17 protein-coding genes are annotated in these 22,983 nt (G+C 37.6%); 11 read left to right on the forward strand and 6 right to left on the reverse strand.

Annotated elements, in window-relative coordinates; all coding sequences use genetic code 11:
- Positions 1-412: 412 nt before the first annotated feature.
- From C9J34_RS13525 to murJ, 4 genes are all read left to right on the forward strand, one after another.
- Positions 413-2,521, forward strand: a complete 2,109-nt coding sequence (locus C9J34_RS13525) for a methyl-accepting chemotaxis protein (RefSeq protein ID WP_107840645.1) — start codon at positions 413-415, stop codon at positions 2,519-2,521.
- Positions 2,522-2,736: 215 nt separating this feature from the next.
- The gene (locus tag C9J34_RS13530) at positions 2,737-3,879 is read left to right on the forward strand and encodes a polysaccharide pyruvyl transferase family protein (RefSeq protein ID WP_107840647.1); all 1,143 of its coding nucleotides are present in this window, start codon (positions 2,737-2,739) and stop codon (positions 3,877-3,879) included.
- Positions 3,876-4,952, forward strand: coding sequence for a glycosyltransferase (locus C9J34_RS13535; protein ID WP_107840649.1), 1,077 nt, complete (start codon positions 3,876-3,878; stop codon positions 4,950-4,952). Before C9J34_RS13530 ends, C9J34_RS13535 begins: the two co-directional genes overlap by 4 nt.
- A 123-nt stretch (positions 4,953-5,075) precedes the next feature.
- Positions 5,076-6,593 carry a murein biosynthesis integral membrane protein MurJ gene (murJ, locus tag C9J34_RS13540; RefSeq protein ID WP_107840651.1) on the forward strand — a complete coding sequence of 506 codons (1,518 nt, stop codon included), beginning with the start codon at positions 5,076-5,078 and terminating at the stop codon, positions 6,591-6,593.
- 310 nt (positions 6,594-6,903) lie between these two features.
- On the opposite strand, the gene C9J34_RS13545 is transcribed toward murJ, so the two are convergent.
- Both C9J34_RS13545 and brnQ read right to left on the reverse strand, forming a co-directional pair.
- Positions 6,904-8,223, reverse strand: coding sequence for a S41 family peptidase (locus C9J34_RS13545; protein ID WP_107840653.1), 1,320 nt, complete (start codon positions 8,221-8,223; stop codon positions 6,904-6,906).
- Between the two features lie 28 nt (positions 8,224-8,251).
- The gene (brnQ, locus tag C9J34_RS13550; protein ID WP_107840655.1) at positions 8,252-9,574 is read right to left on the reverse strand and encodes a branched-chain amino acid transport system II carrier protein; all 1,323 of its coding nucleotides are present in this window, start codon (positions 9,572-9,574) and stop codon (positions 8,252-8,254) included.
- 289 nt (positions 9,575-9,863) lie between these two features.
- Here brnQ and C9J34_RS13555 point away from each other — a divergent pair, with 289 nt between their 5' ends.
- Complete coding sequence (locus tag C9J34_RS13555; protein WP_193769009.1) at positions 9,864-10,703, forward strand: C40 family peptidase; 840 nt, start codon at positions 9,864-9,866, stop codon at positions 10,701-10,703.
- A gap of 649 nt (positions 10,704-11,352) precedes the next feature.
- Positions 11,353-11,838, forward strand: coding sequence for a C40 family peptidase (locus C9J34_RS13560; protein WP_107840658.1), 486 nt, complete (start codon positions 11,353-11,355; stop codon positions 11,836-11,838).
- A 321-nt stretch (positions 11,839-12,159) separates the two neighbouring features.
- On the opposite strand, the gene C9J34_RS13565 is transcribed toward C9J34_RS13560, so the two are convergent.
- Positions 12,160-13,068: an accessory Sec system S-layer assembly protein gene (locus tag C9J34_RS13565; RefSeq protein WP_107840660.1), complete on the reverse strand. Its 909-nt coding sequence runs from the start codon at positions 13,066-13,068 to the stop codon at positions 12,160-12,162.
- A gap of 2 nt (positions 13,069-13,070) precedes the next feature.
- Positions 13,071-15,440, reverse strand: a complete 2,370-nt coding sequence (secA2, locus tag C9J34_RS13570) for an accessory Sec system translocase SecA2 (RefSeq protein WP_107840662.1) — start codon at positions 15,438-15,440, stop codon at positions 13,071-13,073.
- A 286-nt stretch (positions 15,441-15,726) separates the two neighbouring features.
- On the opposite strand from secA2, the gene C9J34_RS13575 reads away from it, so the two are divergent.
- Positions 15,727-16,770: a glycosyltransferase family 4 protein gene (locus tag C9J34_RS13575; RefSeq protein WP_107840664.1), complete on the forward strand. Its 1,044-nt coding sequence runs from the start codon at positions 15,727-15,729 to the stop codon at positions 16,768-16,770.
- 219 nt (positions 16,771-16,989) lie between these two features.
- On the opposite strand, the gene C9J34_RS13580 is transcribed toward C9J34_RS13575, so the two are convergent.
- Positions 16,990-18,069 carry an LCP family protein gene (locus C9J34_RS13580; protein WP_107840666.1) on the reverse strand — a complete coding sequence of 360 codons (1,080 nt, stop codon included), beginning with the start codon at positions 18,067-18,069 and terminating at the stop codon, positions 16,990-16,992.
- A 103-nt stretch (positions 18,070-18,172) separates the two neighbouring features.
- Positions 18,173-18,808, reverse strand: coding sequence for a YigZ family protein (locus C9J34_RS13585; RefSeq protein WP_107840668.1), 636 nt, complete (start codon positions 18,806-18,808; stop codon positions 18,173-18,175).
- 375 nt (positions 18,809-19,183) lie between these two features.
- On the opposite strand from C9J34_RS13585, the gene C9J34_RS13590 reads away from it, so the two are divergent.
- The 4 genes from C9J34_RS13590 to C9J34_RS13605 all read left to right on the forward strand — a co-directional run bounded on the left by C9J34_RS13590 (position 19,184) and on the right by C9J34_RS13605 (position 22,829).
- Positions 19,184-20,338: a sensor histidine kinase gene (locus tag C9J34_RS13590; RefSeq protein WP_107840669.1), complete on the forward strand. Its 1,155-nt coding sequence runs from the start codon at positions 19,184-19,186 to the stop codon at positions 20,336-20,338.
- Positions 20,339-20,353: 15 nt separating this feature from the next.
- Entirely contained in the window at positions 20,354-21,028 is a 675-nt protein-coding gene (locus C9J34_RS13595; protein ID WP_107840671.1) for a response regulator transcription factor, read from the forward strand.
- A 361-nt stretch (positions 21,029-21,389) separates the two neighbouring features.
- Positions 21,390-21,911: a nuclear transport factor 2 family protein gene (locus C9J34_RS13600; RefSeq protein WP_107840672.1), complete on the forward strand. Its 522-nt coding sequence runs from the start codon at positions 21,390-21,392 to the stop codon at positions 21,909-21,911.
- A gap of 75 nt (positions 21,912-21,986) precedes the next feature.
- Complete coding sequence (locus tag C9J34_RS13605; RefSeq protein WP_107840674.1) at positions 21,987-22,829, forward strand: DegV family protein; 843 nt, start codon at positions 21,987-21,989, stop codon at positions 22,827-22,829.
- Positions 22,830-22,983 lie beyond the last annotated feature (154 nt).

A 22,983-nucleotide genomic window follows, 5' to 3' on the forward strand; every position in this document is an offset into this window, starting at 1 on the left:
GTTAGTTGAACCAATCGGGCTTTTACGGACAGTTATCGCCCACCTATCCTTTTTGTTTTTCTCAAGTCTTGAGGTAGGCGTCTTACTGTCCGTTAATGCGGGATAAACTAATAAAGCTGTCGGAAAAGTGTACTTTTTCGACAGCTTCTTGTATTTCTATTAAGTTTAGGCGTTTATGGATACGAAAAGAGGAAGTTTGTCATTTATCGCGAAATGTTAAAGATAGAGTCGATTTTTGAAAAATAGTTGGCAATAAACTAAAAAAGCAATTAATTTATCTTATTATTTCTACTATAATAGTAGTATATTTTGATTATTTCATTGAAAGGAGTATTTAGTCAAAAGTAATGCAACTAATTTTTTCCATAAAGTATTAATTAGCGAATGATAAATTTATATAAGGAGGGACATAATGAAGAAGAAGCAGAGTATTCCATTAAAGTTATCATCTTTAATTATAGGTGTATTTATTGTGTTATTTATTTCTTATATATTAATAACAGGAATGATTATTAAAGGTAAGAATGCAAGTGATGCTGAAAATTTAACATTAGTGACAGCGGAGCAAGCTACTTTAAAAATGGGTGAGCGTTTTAAAGAGGCAAGTACGGCGTTAGTTACAACGAAATCGATGATGGAAAACTTAAGAAATAATGATGATTTGTATGCAGATGACGTTATAGAAATGATTACTTCCAATCTGCAAAATAATGAAGATATCATCGGAGCAGGTGCTGTACTTGAACGTAATTCATTTGAAGTTGATTCGATAGCTGATGAGCGATATGTTGATTCGCAAGGGCGCTTTATCCCATATTTATGGAAAGAAGATCAGTCTATTGATATTACGATACTCAATGATGTAGATGATCGAGAAGCATCTGCATGGTACTGGATACCGAAAGAGCAAAAGCGTATGACATTAGTTGAGCCGTACCCATATGAAATAGATGGGCAACCAGTACAAATGACGACGGTTGCAGTGCCATTAATTGATGCGAGAGGAAATGTCTTTGGTGCTTTAACTGCTGATATTTCAATTGAATTTTTAAATGAATTAGTTGCGGCGGATACGCCTGATGGTGGCTATACAGCCATTATTTCGAATGCTGGCGAGCTTGTTACGAATAGCTTGGGTGAAAGCGGGGGCAGTATTGAGTCGTACAGCGATATGACATGGGAAACAGTGAAACAGCAAACTGCTAATGGTGAAACAGTAAATAGGTATGCATATTCTCCACACTTCAAGGGTGATGCTTATACGATTTTTAAGCCAATGGTATTAGTGGGAATTGAGGAGAAATGGGTCGTACAATTAATATTGCCAGAATCAGTGATTTTAGAGCAGTACAATCAAATACAGATGATTGCAGTTATTTCTGCTATCCTAATTATAGCGATAATGACAGTAATTAGTGTATGGTATATTTACAAGCAACTTCGTCCATTGAAGTATTTACGTGCATCAATTGAAGCGGCTGCATCGGGCGATTTAACAAAAACGATTGACCCGAAATATATTAAGTATGATGAAATTGGAACTGTGACGATGGCTTATAACAATATGATTGAGCAAACAGGCGGAATTATTCAAACAGTGCAAAATTCAACAAACATATTAAACAATGCAACGACACATGTAATGAATTCATTTAACGAAATTACGGCTTCCAGTGTAGAGGTAGCAACAGCAATTGATGAAATCGCACAAGGTACATCAAAGCAATCAGAGGATACGGAAGAGACGAATTACCGCATGATGGATTTGTCAGATGAAATTGATTCATTGTCAAACATTTCAAATAATATGGACGAGCTGTCACGACAAACGCAAGAGACGATTTCAAATGGTATGAATGAGGTCATTAGCTTACGTGAGCATAATACGAAAACAAATGAAATGAACAAGCGTATTCAGCAGCAAATGCATGCTTTAGCCGCAGATATTTCAAATATTAATCATATTATCGCATCGATTCAAGGTATTACAGAACAGACGAATTTACTTGCATTGAATGCGAGTATAGAGGCTGCCCGTGCAGGGGAGCATGGAAAAGGTTTTGCTGTTGTAGCGGAGGAAGTTCGCAACTTAGCAGAGCAGTCGAAAAAGGAAACAGAAATTATTCGTGAGACGGTTGCAGGCATTTTAGAAAATTCAAGACAAACAGTAGAAGTCATTGATGCCAATGCACAGTTATTAGATATGCAAAATGCATCTGTTCAAAGCACAGAGCAGGCATTTAAAAATAATGGTGAGCTAACATTGTCCATTACAACAGCGATTGCTAAATTACAAGCGCAGCTCGAAAACATGCTAGAACATAAAAATCAAGCAACAATGGCGATTCAAAGCATTTCAGCAATCTCAGAGCAAACAGCAGCGTCTGCAGAAGAAGTAAGTGCAACAGCACAATCACAGCAAAATGAGCTATTTAATGTATCACAGGCTGTTATGGATGTAGAGAGAACAACAAAAGAACTGCAAGAAGCGATTCAACGCTTTACTTTAACTAAAGAATAGCAATAGCAGGGGCTGTCTGAATTTCAGGCATGCCCCTGTTTTTTGAGATGAAACTAGTGAATTCAACAGCGATTTCGATTTTCTGGAGGACACATACAATTCAAATGGGCGAGAAGCACTCAAAACAACATTATGCTATACTAAAGAGCAGAACAAATTGAAGAGAAAAGCGTCATAATATTAGATACATTGAAATAAAAAGGATGAATGCACAAGTGAAAATAGGAATTGTTGGTAACTACGGGAATGATAATAATGGGGATGAAGCAATTTTATTAAGCATTATTCGCCAGCTTGAAAAGGCCTTTCAGATCGCAACTGAAAATATCGTTGTATTTAGTAATAACCCAAAGCAAACTGCGCAGCGTTACAATGTGCAAAGCTATCCGCTTTATCATAAAAACGGCAATGCTCCAAAAACATTTTTTAAAACTTATCGAGAAAACTCGAAAATCGTGAAAACATTAGATTTTGTCGTTATTGGTGGCGGCGGGATTTTAATGGATTTATATAAGCGTGAGGCGCCACTTTATGGCTCTTATGCAATGATGGCAAAAAATGCAGGCGTGCCGTATGTCGTTTATGGCTGTGGTGCAGGTCCATTAAATACAGGGCTTGGTAAGTGGTTTATTCGCTATATGGCGAAGCATGCACAAAATCTATCAGTGCGTGATCCACAGTCGAAGGCATTACTAGAATCTATCGGCGTGAAGAGTGAAGTTCATATTATTGGAGACCCAGCCTTTAGCTTAGAAATGGAGCGTCATCATTATAGCGAGGAACCAAAGAAAATTGGTGTGACGGCTGTTCCATACTATAATGCATCGTACTGGCCAACAGGAGATGAGGAAAAATACCATAATTATATTGCAGGTATGGCGAAAAACTTAGATCGTATCATTGCAGAGCAAAATGCTGAAATTACATTTTTCGCAACGAAATATCCACAAGATGCCGATGTAACGAAGGATATTCAAAAGCTAATGAAGCATGGGGAGCGCACCATTATACTTGATGAAAACTGCCCACCACAGCGCCTTTTAGAATTAACAGCATCATTTGATGTATTAATTGGTACGCGTCTACACTCACTTATTTTAGCAACGGATACGAAAACACCAATTATTGGTGTATCATATCATGTGAAAGTTAATGATTTTTTACAAATGGCAGGGCTAGGTGACTATTCATTAGCGATTGATACATTGCATGAGCGCGATGATTATTTCAGTACCCTGTTTAATAAATTACAGGTAGATTGGCAAGGGGCACAAGCCTTAGCAAAGGCAACAAATGATGCCTTCAAGGAAAAATCCGCTCTTGGTCTGAAGCTGTTACAGGCAGGTGCAACGCAATGAAAAAGGCGTTCATTATTAGCAATATGTATCCGACAAAGGAGCATTTAGCTTATGGCGTTTTTGTAAAAAATCAAGTACAGCAATTAAATGCGGCTGGCATTGAGACAGTAATTGCAGTAAATGATAACCCCGCAACAGGAAAAAAAAATGTTATTAAAAAATATACGAAGTGGGCTTTAAATGTGCTATTGACATTTCGCAAAAATAAACGCGAAATTAGCCTGACACATGCACACTATGTTTTTCCGAGTGGTCTATTTAGCTATTATTTAAAAAAGCGCTACAAAGTACCGTATGTTGTAACAGCGCATGGCGGCGATATTAATAAAATGGCGAAGAAAAGCGCCCGTATTAAAGGATATACGACAAAGATATTACAGCATGCTGATCATGTGATTGCAGTTGGTGAGGAGCTAGCACAAACGATTCAACAAGATTATGGCATCGAGCCTGCACGCATTTCTATAATGAGCATGGGCATTAATCGTAATGTGTTTACACCTGCGGACAAGCAGCAAATGCAAAAAGAGCTTGGCATGGATTCGGAACGCACAAACTTTTTATTTGTCGGTAATATTATTGAAGAAAAAGGCGTGTACGAACTTATTACAGCATTTCAGCAGCTAGAAAAGGCGCACGCTGGTAGAGCTACACTTTATTGCATTGGTTCAACAAAGGATGCAGGCTTTACAGAAAAGGTGAAGGCCTTGGTGAAAAGTGAGCATATCCATTTTATTGAGCCAATGCCACAAGCTGAGCTAGCGCGCTATTTTCAAGCAGCGGATGTTTTTGTACTGCCATCATATATTGAAGGTTTAGGGCTTGTGGCACTAGAGGCAATGAGCTGTGGAACACCAGTTATCGCATCAAGCGTTGGCGGCTTGAAGTACATGTTAGCAGAAGACGCAGGTGTACTTGTACCACCAATGGATGCAGTTGCACTACAGCAGGCGATGGAACGAGCGTTGACTGGTTTAGCCATCAACGAAGCAAAAGTGCAAGAGCTGCTCACAACACACGATGCACAAAATATCGTGGTGCGATTAAAGGCGATTTACGCAAACGTGGAATAAACCTGAAAAAACGTGGAATAAATCTTTGAAAACGTAGAATAAATTGCAAAAAACAAGGAATCAACTCTCAAAAATACGAGATGAAAACTCAAAAGACATGTCAAAGATAAGGATTGATGCAGGGTGAACCGCATTTTAAAAATTGTCGGAGCGGTAGCGGTTATTAATATACTAGCCCGGCTGTTTGGATTTTTACGTGAAGTCATTATTGGAAGGCAGTATGGAACGACAGAGCTTGCTGCAAGTATTATTAATGCCTATACGATTCCAAACTTTTTATATTTAGTTATTGGTGGCGCATTTACGACTGCCTTTATTTCGATTTATCATAAAACATCAGCGTCGCTAACAGCATATATTCGACGCACATTTACGACAATTGTAGTGTCGATTTCGATTATTTCCCTATTATTTATCGTATTTACAGACCCAATTTTACAATGGTATTTCCAAGCACCAGCAGGCGAGGAATATGAACGCTTGAAGTCGTTGTATTATTGGATGATGCCATCGACAATAATGCTTGTTTTATCGACATGGTTGAGCGGTGTTTTGAATGTGCAAGGAAAGTTCCATTTATCGAGCTTTTCTGTGCTCATTTATAATTTATCGTTTTTAATTATTTCTGTAGGGCTATCGTTTGTAATTGGACCAATTGGATACGGTGTTGGTGCGTTGCTCGGCGCAGCTTGTATGCTCTTTTTCCTTGTATTTGGTGTGCGCAAGGCGGAGCATATGTCATTCAAGCCAATGCTGCCTAATACAGAAGATCAAAAGGAACTATGGAAAGTGGCTTTGCCGATTATACTTGGCGGCGCAACGGCGCAAATGTATATTTTAATTCAGCGCTTCTTTACGAATATGTTAGATGTGAGCACGGTATCTGGGGTGAACTACGCAACGAAAATGTCACAATTTCCGCAGGCGATTTTAATGACTGCTGTTACGACGGTTATTTTCCCGTTGCTGAGTAAAAAAGAGGGCGAAGGGGATACCTCAGCTGTTAAAGGCCTATATTTGCGCGGCTTACGGTTATTGTACATATTAGTTATGCCGATTTCTGTCTACTTTTATTTCCAAGCAGAGCCGATTGTTCGTATCGTCTTTGAGAGCGGTAATCAATGGGATGAGACATCGACAGTGCTTACGGCATCATTGCTTGAAATTTTTAGCATGACGATGTTCTTCTTAGCAGCAAATATGTATGTGACGCGCTTCTACTACGCAAAGGGTAACTCGATGACCCCAGTTATTTTCAGTTTTATTGCGGTGTTTGGTGTGAATATTGCCGTGATTCAGTTGATGATTGGACAATATGAAGCAGATGCGATTGCATGGGGAACGGTTGTCAGTGCCGTAGTGAATTTTATACTACTTGTTGCGTGGCTACAGTGGAAATATAAGTTAAAGCTAGTGGATAGTAATCTACGACAGTTTGTGAAAATGGTTTGCTTAACGATCGGCTATATTGCCGTTACATGGCTTGTCACAGCCTATATCCAGATCGACTTTATTTGGGCGCATGCAATTGTCACATTTACTGTAACGATGCTAGGCTATGCGCTATTATTAGTCATCTTGCGCTTCCCAGAATTGCAACAAATTCTGGTGAAGGTGAAAAAGAAAGTGCTGAAAAAATAACTAAGAATTAGCTAGGGAAAGAAGGGCATGTCCAAAAAGTTGAAATTACTTGTGAATTCTCTAGTTCAAAAGTAGTGATTCGCTCAACGAAATGCAGCTTTCGCTCAACGGATGGTGAAACTCGCTCAGCGAAGTGTGGTTCTCGCTCAACGAAAGCCTAAATTCGCTCAATAAGCGTAATGTTCGGCTGTTAAACATGAAAATTTCTTAGAGACCCCTCCCTGTTAATATGCTAAGCAATTTTTCAAATTCTTTCAATAATTACACAAAAGGCAGTAGAGAAAATATAGTTTTTCTCTACTGCCTTCTTCTAGTTTACTGTAATATGCATGTATTGCCCTTTTTCCTTTGCCGTTGGAGGAATGAGGAGCATATATTGTTCGTTTTTAGTAAGCGATTTAGTTGGTGTGATAATGAGCTGCTTGTTTTTGTATGTTGCTTTCATCGGGACAGCGTGATCGCCAAGTGCTATAAGTTGAATTGTATCAGTTGCAATCGACTTGCTATACCGTAAAGTGAAAGAGTCGCCTTCTTTTACTTTCGTCGCTGATAACGCCTCATAGCCTTTAAATTTATTAACAAGGGAATCGAAATGTGCTGTCATAATTGGCGTAGCTGTTGTAATATGTGGCTTTACACCAATCTCGTTAATCGTACTGCCATTTGGACCGGAAAATTTGCCGATGGTTAGCTTTAAATAACTGCCATCAGATAGCTCAAAAAATCCTTGCATTGTCCCTTTGCCATATGTTTTTTCACCGTAAACAACGGCTGATTTTTGGTCGACTAATGCAGCTGCAAGCATTTCTGATGCACTTGCGCTGAAGCGGTTGACAAGTACCCGCGTATCTGTCGGGAATTTTATGCGCTGATAGATTGAATGATGAGTAACTGTACCTGCTGCAGTTTGTAATTTATAAGCGTAAGGTGATTTAGGGAACATGCCAATTAATTGTTCAGCAGCATCCACATAGCCGCCCCCATTATCTTGAACATCTAAAATAAATGAAGTGGCTCCCTGTGACTTAAGCTCATTAAATGCTCTTTTGACAAGATTTGCTGCGTCCTCAGAAAAAGAGCTTAAGTGGATAAAGCCTACATTTCCATAAAGGAGCTTTTTTGTTATGTTAGGCATGCTGAATGGCTCACGAACGAGCGTCACGTTTTTGGTTTTTCCATTATGCAGTATACTAAGGCGCACTGATGTATTTTGCTCACCCATAATTAATGATGTTGCTTCTTGAATGGACATGGGAACTGTTGATTGGCCGTTAATGTTAACGATAATCTGTCCACTTTTAATACCTGCTTTATGTGCACTGCCGCCTTCAATTACTTCTGTAATTAAAACACCTTGATCATGTTTTTCTACAACGACACCGATGCCAACAGATGTCATTTCAATCGAGTTGATATACTGTTCAAATTCTGCCGCAGTAAAGAAGGTAGAATAGGCATCAAGCATATCCATTACTTCTTCAATCGATGCTGCCTTTTGTAAATTCCCGTTAATATTGCCGACATACTCTGTTTTAATAATTGACTTTACTTCATTTAAAGTATCTGCATTTGCCGTAATTGGTATTAATAAAAAGAAACTAAAAAGCATTGCTTTTAATAAGTTTTTCATTCGCCACACACCTTTATAAGTAGATATTTTAAGCATTACGATATTTGTTTTTCACATTATGAATCATCCAAGCAATTCCTGTCGCCACAAAGGCAGGAATTAGCCAGCCAATGCTTTGCTCATATAATGGGAGATGGCTAAGAATATTTTCATATAAATTTATTTCAAAGCCCATTGTCTTTATACCATCATAAATGCTAATCGCAGCTGTTACGACTAGAGGAAGCCCATAAACGAGTGAGCTGTGCTGGAAGTAGTTAGCGAATAATGCTAATAGCATAAGCACAATGGCAATTGGATAAACAGCGAGTAAAACTGGTAATGAGTATGAAATGATGGATTCTAAACCAAAGTTGGCAATTCCTAAACTGAGCAATGTAAATACAATTAAAAAAAACTGATAGGAAATGCGCGGAAATAGCTTATTGAAAAATGATGCATTTGCAGACAACAGCCCTACAGCTGTTGTTAAACAAGCTAAAATAATTGTTGCAGCTAAAATAAAGCTACCTGCTTTACCAAAAAGAGCTTTTGTTGCTTCTGCAATGATGACACCACCATCGCTGTGGAAACCGATAACGCTTGTGCTCGTTACACCGATATAAGCAAGTGATACATAAACAAACGCTAGGCCGAGTGCTGCTACAACCCCAGAAAAAATAATGACTTTAATTTGCTCTGTTTTTTCAGTTAAGCCACGACCATTTAATGCTTGGATAATGACAATACCGAATACGAGTGCGGCCAGAACATCCATCGTTAAATAGCCTTGAACAAAGCTTTCGAAAAATGGTGAAGTTTGATAGCCTCCTTGTGCCTCACCAATTGGCCCAAGAGGTGTTAATACGCTCTTTACTGCGAGTGCTAAAATAATGAGCAATAAAGCAGGTGTTAAAATCTTCCCAATACGATCCACTATTTTCGTAGGATTAAACGCTAAATATAGTGTTATAGCAAAAAATATGAGTGTCGTAATGAATAAGGGAAGTGGGCTTTCTGCCAATGATTTTGATAAAAACGGTGCTTTAATACCGATTTCATAAGATACAGCAGCTGTTCGAGGAATTGCGAAAAATGGCCCAATCGATAAGTAAATAACGGATGTGAAAATAATTCCGAAAAGTGGATTTACTTTACTTGATAATTCGTGCAAGTCTCCTCCGCTTTTTGCTACTGTTATCACTCCGATAAGTGGTAAACCAACGCCTGTTATTAGGAAGCCAGCCATCGCAATTAAAATATGTTCTCCGGCTTGTTGTCCTAATAATGGAGGGAAAATAATATTTCCAGCTCCTAAAAATAGTGCAAATAACATGAAGCCTACAACGAGGTTTTCACGAATAAATTTCATCGTACTTTCTCTCCTTAAACTAGTGACTGATACATGTAGTACTCCTAGCATACACTTTTTTTAAGAGCTTGGAAATGCTATTACAATAATTTGACTAAATGTTTCAAATAATTAATTTGGAAGTGTAAAAATAGGGTGTCTTTAGACGGAGTAGAAAATCGATGTAACAAGATAAAAGTTCACAATAGAGGAAAATAGGCTATTGTGAATGGCTAGATAGATTCGTTACAATAAAATTAAATAGAGTAAGAGAATGTTACGTGAAAATAGAAGGGACGGGGTTTTGAGGATGGTAAGTAAATGGCAGGCTGCGGTTGCAAGTGCGCTCATATTATCAGCGCTCGCAGCACCGGTAGCAGAGGCAGCATCGTATACGGTACAAAAAGGCGACACATTAACGAAAATTGCGAGAGAACATGAAATAACAGTACAGCAATTAAAGCAATGGAACAACTTAGAAACAGACGCTATTTTTATTAATCAAAAGCTTCTTGTAGCAAATGAAGAAGTGAAAGTAAACAAAGAGGAAAAGGTAGCCTTCTCAGAAAAAACAGGGACTTATATAGTCCAAAAAGGCGATACATTAGCAGCAATCGCTCAGAAAAATAATATGACAGTTATACAGCTAAAAGAATTGAATAAACTACAATCGGATGTTATTTATATTAACCAGCAGTTGCAAGTGAATAAGGTTTTGCCAACGAAAAATATAGAAGAACAAGTGATTAGCGTTGCGCCGAAAGAAAATGGACAAGCCATGTATAAGCAGGTGATTGGGCTAGCTCATGAATTGATTGGTACGCCTTATGTATTTGCTGGAAATACTGTAGAAGGCTTTGATTGTAGCGGCTTTGTGAAATATGTGTATAGCAATGCAGGTTTAGATATTTTGCGTAAAAGTAGCCTTGATTACTATTTGCAGGATACGACTACAGTAGAGCAGCCAATGCCAGGAGATGTCGTGTTTTTTAAAAATACGTATATAGCAAATATTTCGCATATGGGGATATATATAGGAAACGATCAATTTATTCATGCGGGTACGAATGGTGTTGAAATATCTAAAGTAACACATAGCTATTGGACAGAGCGCTTCGTTGCGTACAAGCGCTTTAATGGAATCGATTGAGAAGATAACGATGTGCTGTTTGATTGAAATATTCACCCTTCAGAAAAGTCGTGAACTTCTTTGAAATGTTAGAAACACTTTTACATGCAAATACGTAAAACTAGATTTTTCGGTTGTTCAGGGGGGGATTTTTGACTTCCTGGATAACCTCTTTTTCTGTTTTGGAAGTTGGATAGAGCCCTCTTAACTAAAATTAATAAATGAACTTTTGACTGCTTCAAGTGTTATACATTTTAAAGAGAAGAGGATTTATCTATTTGGAGTAATGATATGCTATGTTAAGAAATAACTCTTTAATGTGAACTATCAATGCTCATAAGTATATCTAAAGTCCTGTTCAACTAAAAATTTCCTTTAAGCAATGCATCTAATAAGTTCATTTTAGCTATTTTATATTACGAATGTTACAAAGATGTAAGGCGAGGATAGAGAAATGTCTCTAATTCGATACATAGAAATGAAATATATTTGTAAAAAAGATGTTTAAACGTTGATATAACAGGGTATAAGGAAAGGTCACTATTTAATACACAGTTTTATAAGTGTAACTGTATTGTTACAGAACTGTAATGTTACAGTGTAGTAACTCATGTTAATCTAATAACAGTTAAATTAACAGAAAATTTTTTATCTGTGTGGAGGATTATTAATGAGTTACAACAATATTTTACGAAATACTTTATTAACATTTTTAGCCGCATTAGCTATTTTCTTATCACCTATCGGGGAAGAAAAAGCATCTGCTGCGGATTTTACTTCAAATGATTTTAAAACAACGGCTCAAAAATATTTAGGTGTACCTTATGCATATGGTGGCACTTCAACAAGAGGTTTTGACTGTTCTGGATATGTTCGTACTGTATTTAGTGATCTTGGTGTATCATTACCTCGCACTTCAGCATCTATGTACGGTGTAGGTACAGCGGTAAGTCAAAATGATTTAATCCCAGGTGATTTAGTATTCTTTAATACTTCTGGTAGTGGCATTTCACACGTAGGCGTATACTTAGGTGGTGGTAAATTTATCCACTCTCAAACGAATATCGGTGTAAGTATTACAGATATTAATGATAAATGGTATTGGGGAAGCCGTTATGTAGGTGCAAAACGTGTTGCGAATGTTTCATTTGAATAATACGTACTCTATACATACTAAAATATACAACTAACAAAGATTGATGCGTGAGGGGCTATCTCGCGTGTCAGTCTTTTTTTAATAGGTTAATCAACACATTACACAATGTATGATGAAGAGATTTGAAATATACAGTACGCTACGCAAGAAATAATTTTTTTGAAGAAGGTTATATTTGCACGTGATTTGATACGCGAGTAAATAGTAGTTAGTGTATTTATTCCGCATTGTAAAGCCTTCTACTAGTTAGCTAAGGCGTTAATTACTCGTTTGGAAAAGAAGAAAACCTGAAATGCTCTAGGCAATTCAGGTTTTCTTTTATTATTGCTGTGGGACACGTGCTGTCCAACGTGAAAGGTCAATTCCTTTTACGTTTACTAATTGGGCAGGGAAGATAAATGTCCACGGCTTTGTTGTATTTGGTTGTATTGTTAAAATAGGATCTAGCTTGAATGAACCTTTTGCTGCTAGCTTGCCTTGAGCGTCGATAATTTCAAGCGGTAATTGTTCAAGATTAATTGCTTTATCGTTTCCATTACGAATAAAGATGGATACGTGTAAGCTTTTATCGTTTTGTAATTTCGCTTGTAAGCCAGTGAAGTTCACTTCTGTTTTGCCAAGCTTCGGTAAATCTTTTACGATTTTTTCTAAAGCTTCTTGTTGTTCCTTCGGCAATTGCTGCTTCCAAGTTTCATCTAAATCCAGTTGATGTCCACGTAAAGAAATTAAGTTGAAAGCAATTTTCCACTCATTTTCTTTTGGTACTTCTTCTACATGAGCTTCAATTGAGCTTTTATCAAACTCGAATACCCAAGGACGAGCACTTTCGGCTGGTATTACACCTAAGTCTTGGAAGTTGAACATTCTAGAGGCAAGACGTTTATCATCTTTATCTAAAATTAGTAATTCGATTTCACCAAGCTCAATTGGCTCTGGTAGTGAAGAACGGAAAAATGCTTTCACATTCCATGCACCAGTGTGTGGGTGTTCTTCAATGTTAATTGCTGATAGTGACAACTGATTTGGTTTTAATGGTTGTAATTCGTTTGCTAAAAAGTTAAATACATATTGTTGTTCTAATGGCACATTCCATTGTGGATGGAAAGATAACTTTGTCACAACGTCACGATTATCCCCAGATTGCTTCGAATCCTTTAATAATTCGGCTGAATCAACAGTGCTATCTTTTCCTACTTTATCGCCTTTTTTAAAAAAATCGAATAAGCCCATGTTTATATTTCCTCCTGCTCTTTCATTGTTGAAATATTTTTCATAAATGCTACGAGTTCTTCTACAATGCTACGGCGTAATTCCTGATAATTTTTACCGAATAATTCTAAGCCTTCACGTTGATAAATACGCATTGGGTCCTCTTGTTGATAATGACGTAATCCAATACCTTCTTTTAAATGCGTCATTTGCTCTAAATGTTTCACCCATGTTGAATCGATGTAGCTTAAGACAACTTGTGGTATAACTCTCATTATTTGCTCATTGCTTTGGAAGCTTTCAATAAAGTCACGTAATTCAAATACATTGGTATTCAATGAATCCAAAATTTTTGTCACTTTTATTTCTGCTCGATCAATTGTAACAGGTGTTAATAATAAAGAGTTGATTGTGCGCTCCATTTTATCGAAATCCCATTCTATTGGATCGACTTCCTCTGGTGCATTGTCACGTACTGCAAAGTCAACAGTTTCATACATCATACGTGTAATAAGTGCTAGTAAATCATCACCAGCTAACACTTTGTCACGCAAATCATAAATAATTTTACGCTGATCGTTAATGACATCATCCAGCTTTAAGTTGTATTCTCGCATTGAGAAGTGAGCCCCTTCTACGATGCGCTGTGTGCGATTGATAAGCTCGATAATATCTTTATTTTCAATGCGCTCAATATCGTTTGTTATCATTTTTTTGCGGAACTTTTCCACATCGTCTTTCGCGAAACGTTTAAACATATCATCTTCAAGTGATAAGATAAACTGACTTTCACCATGGTCACCTTGACGACCAGAGCGTCCACGTAATTGGTTATCGACACGACGACTTTCATGCTTTTCTGTCCCGATAACGAAAAGACCGCCAAGTTCCTCGACACCTTCACCTAAAACGATATCAGTACCGCGCCCCGCCATATTTGTGGCAACTGTAATACGTCCTTTTTGACCAGCCTCTGAAATAAGCTCGACCTCTTGTTCAACTGTTTTTGCGTTTAATAGTTGATGTGGTAAGCTGTATTTCTTTAAACACTGTGATACTTTTTCAGATTGTAAAATAGAAGTTGTGCCGATTAATACAGGCTGACCTTTCTCATGACGACGTAGCGTTTCTTGGGCTACAAACTCATATTTCGCTTCGGCTGTTTCGAAAACGATATCTGTTTGGTCAATGCGTTGGCGCGGTTTATTCGTTGGAATTTGAATAACGCGCATATCGTATACTTCTAAAATTTCTTTTTCTTGTGTTTTGGCTGTACCCGTCATCCCTGACAATTTCGGATACATACGGAAATAGTTTTGAATTGTGATTTGTGCTTGTGCTTTATTTTCCTCTGTTACCTCGACGCCTTCTTTTGCTTCAATAGCTTGATGTAAACCATCAGATAATGTACGACCTTCTAAAATGCGTCCTGTAAACATATCAACAAGCTCGATTTTATTATCGCGTACAATGTAGTCTACATCGCGTTCGAACATGACATGGGCACGTACAGCTTGGATGACATAATGATAAAGCGTTTGGTGCTCTAAATCATATAGGTTATCAACACCAAATGCGGCTTCCACCTTTTCAATACCTTGATCTGTTAAAGATGTGGCTTTTGTCTCATCATCGAAATCATAGTCTTCATCTTTCACAAAGCGCTTTGCTAACATAGCAGCGATACGATGAAGCTCTTCATTTGCTGACATCTTACCCGCGATAATCAGCGGCGTTTTTGCTTCGTCAATTAATACGGAGTCAACTTCGTCAATAATGGCGAAGTGATATGGACGTTGTACTTTATCAGCGATAGCATGTGCCATATTATCACGTAAATAGTCAAAGCCAAATTCTGTGCCCACACCGTATGTAATATCAGCATTGTAGGCATCCTTTTTGTCTTCTTGCTCCATCATTGGTATGTTTAGACCAACTGTTAGACCAAGGAAGCGATGAATTTGTCCAATCAATTCAAAGTCACGCTTTGCTAAATAGTCATTTACTGTAATGACATGTACACCTTTTCCTTCTAGTGCACGCACATAAGAAGGGAGGGAAGCAACTAATGTTTTTCCTTCACCTGTAGGCATTTCTGCAATGTTTCCTTCTGTTAATACTAAACCACCAATTAGTTGGACATCGAAATGGCGCATATTTAAAATGCGTTTAGATGTTTCGCGAACGACAGCAAATGCGTCAGGGATGATTGCTGTAATTTCTTCGCCACTTTCTAAGCGTTCTTTAAATTTGAAAGTCATACTCTGTAGTTCTTCATCTGACATTGCAGCATATGTTGCTTCAAGTGCATTAATTTGATCTACTATTTTATAGTATCTTTTTAATTCGCGAGCACTTGTTTGCTCTTTAGTTCGTTTAAAAATTGAGAACATTTTATTACGCTCCTTTAAAGTTGTCTCCTTAAAATAGCTAGCAGACACTAGATTATTCTATCAGAAATTCAGCTATTTTACTACTCATGGCTGCAGGAACAATCGTTACAAAACCGAAGCAAAGGTATAGTTTTCACCAAATTGCAGATAATATACAGTAATTTGAGAGAGAAAAACTATATTTTGTATGTTAAACATGTTATAATTATCGTGGTTTATCTCGCTTTTGCTGAAATCAGCCGAGGCATTGAACAAATGATAACGATTAAATTTAAGGAGGAGAGACATGATTTACGTGTCTTTAATTGTCGCATTTATTGCGGCTATTGTACTAACTCCACTTGTGAAGCGTTTAGCCTTTCGAATAGGTGCTGTTGATGCACCGAACTACCGTAAAGTGCATGCTAAAATTATGCCAAGGTTAGGTGGACTAGCTATTTTTGGTGCATTTTTAATCGGATTAGCCGTGTTGAGACCAGAAAGTGAGTATACGCTAGCAATTATTTTAGGGGCAGTCATTATTGTTGCAACAGGTGTTGTTGATGATATGTACCAAATTTCTGCAAAAGCTAAATTAATTGGGCAAGTTGCTGCAGCGGCAGTTATCGTGTTTGTCGGTGGGATTGATATTGACTTCATCAATTTACCATTTGGTGGTATTTTAGATTTTGGATTTTTAAGTATTCCATTTACAATTATTTGGATTGTAGGTATTACAAATGCCATTAACTTGATTGACGGACTTGATGGCTTAGCAGCAGGTGTTTCAACAATTGCTTTAATTACACTTGCAGGAATGGCCTTCAACATGGGGAATATGTTTGTACTTGTAATGGCAGCTATTTTAGCAGCGAGTACAGTGGGCTTTTTATTTTATAATTTCCATCCAGCGAAAATTTTTATGGGTGACACAGGCGCGTTATTTTTAGGCTTTATGATTGCCGTTTTCTCGCTATTAGGATTTAAAAATGTAACGGTCATCTCATTCATCATCCCTGTTATTATGTTAGGTGTTCCAATTTCTGATACATTTTTTGCAATTGTTCGTCGTGTACGTATGAAGCAAAAGTGGTCCGATCCAGACAAATCACACTTACACCATCGCTTGCTTGATATCGGTTTCTCACACCGTCAAACAGTGTTAATTATTTACGGTATTGCAAGTATGTTTGGTTTAGCAGCGGTTATTTTCTCAATGTCCACTGTATGGGGCGCTATTTTATTAGTAACAGTCATTTTAGTGGTGATTGAGCTATTTGTCGAAATTATCGGCTTGGCAGGAAAGAACTACAAACCATTGTTGAATTTAGTACGTATTTTTAATAAATAATCAGAAGCTGTTGGAGGAAGCGCCAACAGCTTTTTTAGTGCGTATTAATTAAAAGGAGAGGAATAGAATGAGCAACTGGAAAGTGAAGTGTCAATGACAAATATACAAGGCACTCACCTCAATACAACAAAATCCTAATTCAAACAAAAAGGTACGGTAAAAAGAGAAAAGGTCATCTAGAAGGCGATGTGTTAGTTCGCTGTCTAGATAACCTTATTTTTATTGTTGATCAGATGATGTTGATGACTCTGATTGTGTTTGTTCTGAGCCGCTACCTGCTAATGATGAGCCATTTGACGTGTTGATATCGCCTTCAGTAAGCCCGAGGTGGCTTTTTAAAATTTCTTTTGTTTCATTTAAAGATTGTTCTTCCAGCTGGTAATAATAAATGCCAGTTGACATATCATCATAACCTTCTATAGTTAGTGAATCGATGCGTGGAACACCTTGTGTCAAATAGCTGAAGAAGCCCTTCATTTCTTTGAATGTCATATTTGTTTTCATGTTTGCGCCAACTGCATCAATTAGCTCATCGTATTTTGTAATGGATGATATAGAGGCTGCCTGTTGTGCAATTGCCTTTAAAATTTCTTGTTGACGTTTGCCTCGCTCCATATCACTATCAAGTTTACGTGTACGAGCTAAAGCTAATGCCTCACGCCCATTTAAATGCTGTAAACCAGGCTGTAGCCTAACTGTGTTGCGGTCAAATTCATCTTTTTCAAGCATTGCATACGGTACTTCTGCCTCAATACCACCAAGCGCATCGACTACATCGATAAACGCGTTGAAGTTCATACGAACGTAATAGTCAACGGGAATATCGAATAATTCCTCTACGGTTTCAATTGTAGCAAGTGTGCCACCGAATGCGTGTGCATGTGTAATTTTATCTTTATAGCCAACGTGAGGGACATAAACATAAGAGTCACGAGGGATACTTAAAAGCTTGACCGTTTTTGTCGTTCTATTTAATGTAGCGAGTAATAGAGCATCTGAACGAGAGCCTTCTGCACCTTGTCCACGCTGGTCACTGTCATCAATACCGATAAATAATACGGATACGTTATCCTGTACCGGTTCAACTTTTACTTCTGTAGGTCGCTTTGTTGAAGTTTCGCCACGTTTTTCAACTGGTTCATATGCTTGCTCAGCTGCATGCTCTACTTTTTTTGTTAAATACATGCCGTACGTCGTGACACAGATTAATAGAGACGCGGCTAAAATTAATGTTATTTTAAGTGCGAGAGAAAGTTTGGACGGTTTCTTCTCTTGTTGTTTTGAGCGCTTCATTGTCATTCTCCTCTGATGTGTTAGGAATATATCATTTGTCTATGTGCAAATTTACAATACTGCTAATTATACTATGCTGTGAGATAACAGTAAACGGAAAAGTGATAAATTACTCCTGTACAAATTCAATAAATTGTTTGTCAATGCAGTTGATTGTTGCTTGTCCATTTGTTAACTCGGTCATCCATTCAGTAAAATTGAGTTCTTCATCCTTTAAAACGTGTACAAATACTTCGACAGCATCCGCATATTGAATTTCCTTTAAAGTATACTGCGAGTTGCGCACTTCATTTTCTACTTTACCTAGCCATGTGTAGTCAATCGATACTTGCATTAAATGATGTAATTTGCGTTTGACAACATGTGCTGCTTCGATTCCTTCTGTCGTAGCTTTTCCGTAGGCGCGAATTAACCCACCACCACCGAGCTTAATGCCACCGAAATAACGTGTTACGACAACGACAGTATCTTTTAATCCTTGCTTCTTTAATACTTCTAACATAGGGACGCCTGCTGTACCGCTTGGTTCCCCGTCATCATTCGCTTTTTGAATATTGTCATGCTCCCCAATTAAATAGCAAGAGCAATTATGAGTAGCGGAGGGGTGCATTTTTTTTATTTTATCAATAAAATCGATTGCTTCCTGTTCTGATTCAGCACGCTGAACATAAGTGAGAAAGCGTGATTTTGAAATGACAATTTCGCTTTCTCCATAACCCTTTACAGTTGTATAGTCTTTGCGCATTTTTTTCCTCCTAAATAGATCATTGACCAAATGTCATACAATTTTCTAAACATCATCTATCATATCAAAGTTCATTTATAATGATGAGCCTAGAAAATCATATTATTTGTGAAGTAATAATTTAAAAAAACATAAAATAGTACGATAAATATAAATGAGATTTATTTTAAGTCTTTCTATCTAATGTCTTTAAGTATAAAATAATTTTGATAGTAGTTAGTGCGGAAAGCTACTATTACAAAACATTATTTGCAGATAAGGCTAAAATTTCTAATTTATCCGAGTAAAGCGTTATTGTTTGACAATGTTCATTAACTATATGTAAAGTTTGATTCAACACATATAGATGCTTAATGATGAGAATGGGGAGATTTGGTGTTTTTAAATGAGAAATTTGATATCGCCTCACTCGATGTTATTTTTAATCGCATGCTTGAAACAATTATGAGCTCTAAAAACGATATATTTATTATAAGCGAACAAAGTCAGCGTAACTTCGAAGAAATGCAAAAAGAATTAGCTGCCATTCGAGATGAGATAGCTATTGTCATCGATGAAGCAGACTACTTGGAAAAAACGACTCAGCACGCAAAGCAGCGTCTTGTCGTAGTGAGTAAAGCGTTTAATACATTTACTGAAGAGCAAGTGCGTGAAGCATATGAAACAGCTAATAACTTCCAAATAAAATATTTGCTCGTTCAAGAAAAAGAAAAGCAGTTACGTGAACGACGCGATGATTTGGAAAGACGAATGAAAATACTCTATGATACGATAAAACGAGCTGATCAAATTGTCAATCAAGTCAATGTTGTAGTAAATTATTTAACATCAGATTTAAAGGATGTAGGTCAAGCGCTAGAGCAAGCTAAAATTAAGCAGGATTTTGGCATTAAGATTCTATCAGCACAGGAAGAAGAGCGCAAACGTTTGTCGCGTGAAATCCATGATGGACCTGCACAAATGATGGCGAATGTTTTAATGCGCTCCGATTTAATCGAGCGAATTTATCGAGACAAGGGTATGGATGCGGCAATAAAAGAAATTGCACATTTAAAATTAAATGTGCGTGAGGCTTTGTCAGAGGTGCGACGTATTATATATGATTTACGTCCAATGGCACTAGATGATTTAGGTATTTTGCCAACGCTGAAAAAGTATTTGTCAACGATTATGGAATATAATGAAGGTGTTCATATTCATTTTCAAAACTTAAATCAAGAGAAGAGACTGAATTCAAATTATGAAGTAGCGATATTCCGTTTAATCCAGGAGTGTACAACAAATGCGATTAAGCATGGTCAAAGTACAGAAATATTTGTTAAGCTAGAGTGGCTGAAACGCTCTGTCAATATTAGCGTCAAAGATAATGGGGCGGGCTTTGATAAAGAGCTAGTAAAGGAACAATCATTCGGTATTGTTGGAATGAAGGAACGAATTGATATTTTAAATGGCAAAATGAATATTCGTAGCGAAATTGGAAAAGGGACACTTGTAACTTTCAAAATACCTTTTTCAGATGATGAAATATAACAGGAGGAAATATTTATGACGAAAATTGTAATTATAGATGACCATCAGCTTTTCCGTGAAGGTGTTAAGCGCATTTTAGATTTTGAGGATACCTTTGATGTAGTTGCTGAAGGTGACGATGGTGCAGATGCAGTAAACTTATACCGTATTAATACACCTGATGTGGTGTTAATGGATATTAATATGCCAGGGAAAAATGGTGTAGAGGCAACACAAGAGTTAATTGAAGAATTCCCAGATGCAAAAGTGATTATGCTGTCGATTCATGATGATGAATCATATGTGACGCACGCACTAAAGTCAGGTGCGCTAGGCTATATGCTGAAGGAAATGGATGCGGATGAAATTGTCGAGGCCATTAAAGTTGTAGCAAATGGAGGCTCTTACTTACATCCAAAAGTAACGAAAAATTTAGTTGCTGAATTCCGTCGTTTATCTGAGCATGAAAACAATGGAAACTTCCATCAAACAGAAATACGCCGTCCGTTTCATTTATTAACGAAACGTGAATGCGAAGTATTGCAACTTTTAACAGATGGACAAAGTAACCGTACAATTGGAGAAACGCTTTATATTTCTGAGAAAACGGTAAAAAATCACGTATCAAGCATTCTGCAAAAAATGAATGTAAACGACCGTACGCAAGCTGTTGTTACGGCAATTAAGAGTGGCTGGGTAGAGGTACGCTAAAAACAAAGGGCTGGGGTGAAAGTTCAAACTTTCTCTCCAGCCCTAATTTTATTCCACCTGTAAGCTGCAAACCTGTGGGGCAAGCCGCCTAAAAACGGGCAAGTCGCAAATAAATCTGAGAAGTCGCAAATAAAACGAGGAAACTCGCAAATATATCACAGAGCTTGCAAATAAAATAATCAACTATGAACCTCTTAGCTACTTGAGGAGCTAGGGGCTGTCAAGGTTCCATAAATGCTAAAAAGTTTCGAAATCGAGATGAAACCTCAAATGCGCTAGTACGTCTATATGAGACGGAATATCAAATAAGCAGATGTGCATGATATATGCTACAATATGTGCGCAGGAGGTTTTGAAGAAGATGAAAAAATGGTTGATAATGCTAATGTTAGTACTAATATTAGCGGCATGTGGAAATACAGAAGAGCCGTTAAACGCAGAACAGACGGCTGAAATAATTGAAAAGGGTACGGTTGGCTTTGAAATGCTAGGAAATGAAATTACGGCTGCCGAGAATGTACCAAATGATGAGCGTGAAAAAATAATTGCTGTTTTTAATGAGTATATTACAGCATTTAATGAGGAAGATATTGAGCGCTATAGTGCAACGCTTTCTAAAAATGCAACAGGCTTTGATTATGGAAAGGATTTAGTTGAGGCACAAAATGCTTTTGATGCTTATACAATCAATCGTCAGGCGAGTGATATTACCATTTTGAAATATGATGACAATGAGGCACAGGTATACGCTAACTTGGAAATTGATATGGTGGAGGATGAAACTGGGACAGAGCTTTCGAGCAAAGGTCGTCAAGTCACAGTTTTAGTAAAAGAAGGCGGGACATGGAAAGTAACAAGCGTGTTTTATATAGGGAATGAATAAGCCGAAATGTAATTTCATGTTCCACTTTGAAGCTACATAAGGTAGAATTATGGTAGCAGAGGAGTGGAAGTATTAATGAAAATTGCAATTGTAACAGATAGTACAGCTTATTTAACAGCAGAGGAACGCAGTCGTTATAATATTCATATGATTCCTCTAAGCGTTAATTTAGAAGATGGCATCTATGAAGAAGAGGTCGAAATTACGGCATCTGAATTTTATGATAAAGTGCGAAACTCTAAAGTTTTTCCGAAAACAACACAGCCACCAGTTGGCAAATTTGTCGAGCTATTTGAACAGCTTGCAAAAGATTATGACGAAGTAATCTCCATCCATTTATCTAGCGGTATTAGCGGCACATTCCAAGGTGCGGTACAAGCTGCTGCTATGGTGGAAGGTATTAAAGTAACGGCTTTCGACAGTGAAATTGCTTGTGCACCACAAGGAATGTATGTACTGGAAGCTGCTAAAATGGCTGAGCAGGGCGCCACTACAGAGGACATTTTAGCACATTTAGAAAGCATAAGACCGACGTTAGGTGCTTTTTTTGTTGTTGACGATCTAGCACACTTACAGCGCGGTGGTCGCTTATCAGCAGCGGCAGCATTAATCGGCGGCTTACTTCAAGTAAAGCCGGTACTGCATTTTGTTGATAAAGTCATTGTGCCATTTGAAAAAATACGCACGCGCAAAAAAGCACTACGCCGCGTTGAAGAGCTATTAGCGGATGCGATAGCAAAACACGGCGACCTACAAGCAACAGTTATCCATAGCAACTGCGAGGAAGAAGCCACAGAGTGGATGAAGCAACTGCAAGCGACACACCCGAACGTTAGCTTTAAGCTAAGCTACTTTGGACCAGTAATCGGCACACACTTAGGTGAAGGTGCACTAGCTGTAGGCTGGTTGAAGAAATAAATGATAAAGTCTCTACATGTTTTACGTGTAGGGACTTTTTTATTTGCCAATAAACCTGTGAAAAGCGCAGATAAAACCTGAAAGTCGCAAATAAATCATGAAAAGCGCAGATAAAACCTGAAAGTCGCAAATAAATCATAAAAAGCGCAGATAA

Origin of the sequence: Metasolibacillus meyeri, assembly GCF_003049505.1 — a bacterium.
Lineage (GTDB): Bacteria > Bacillota > Bacilli > Bacillales_A > Planococcaceae > Metasolibacillus > Metasolibacillus meyeri.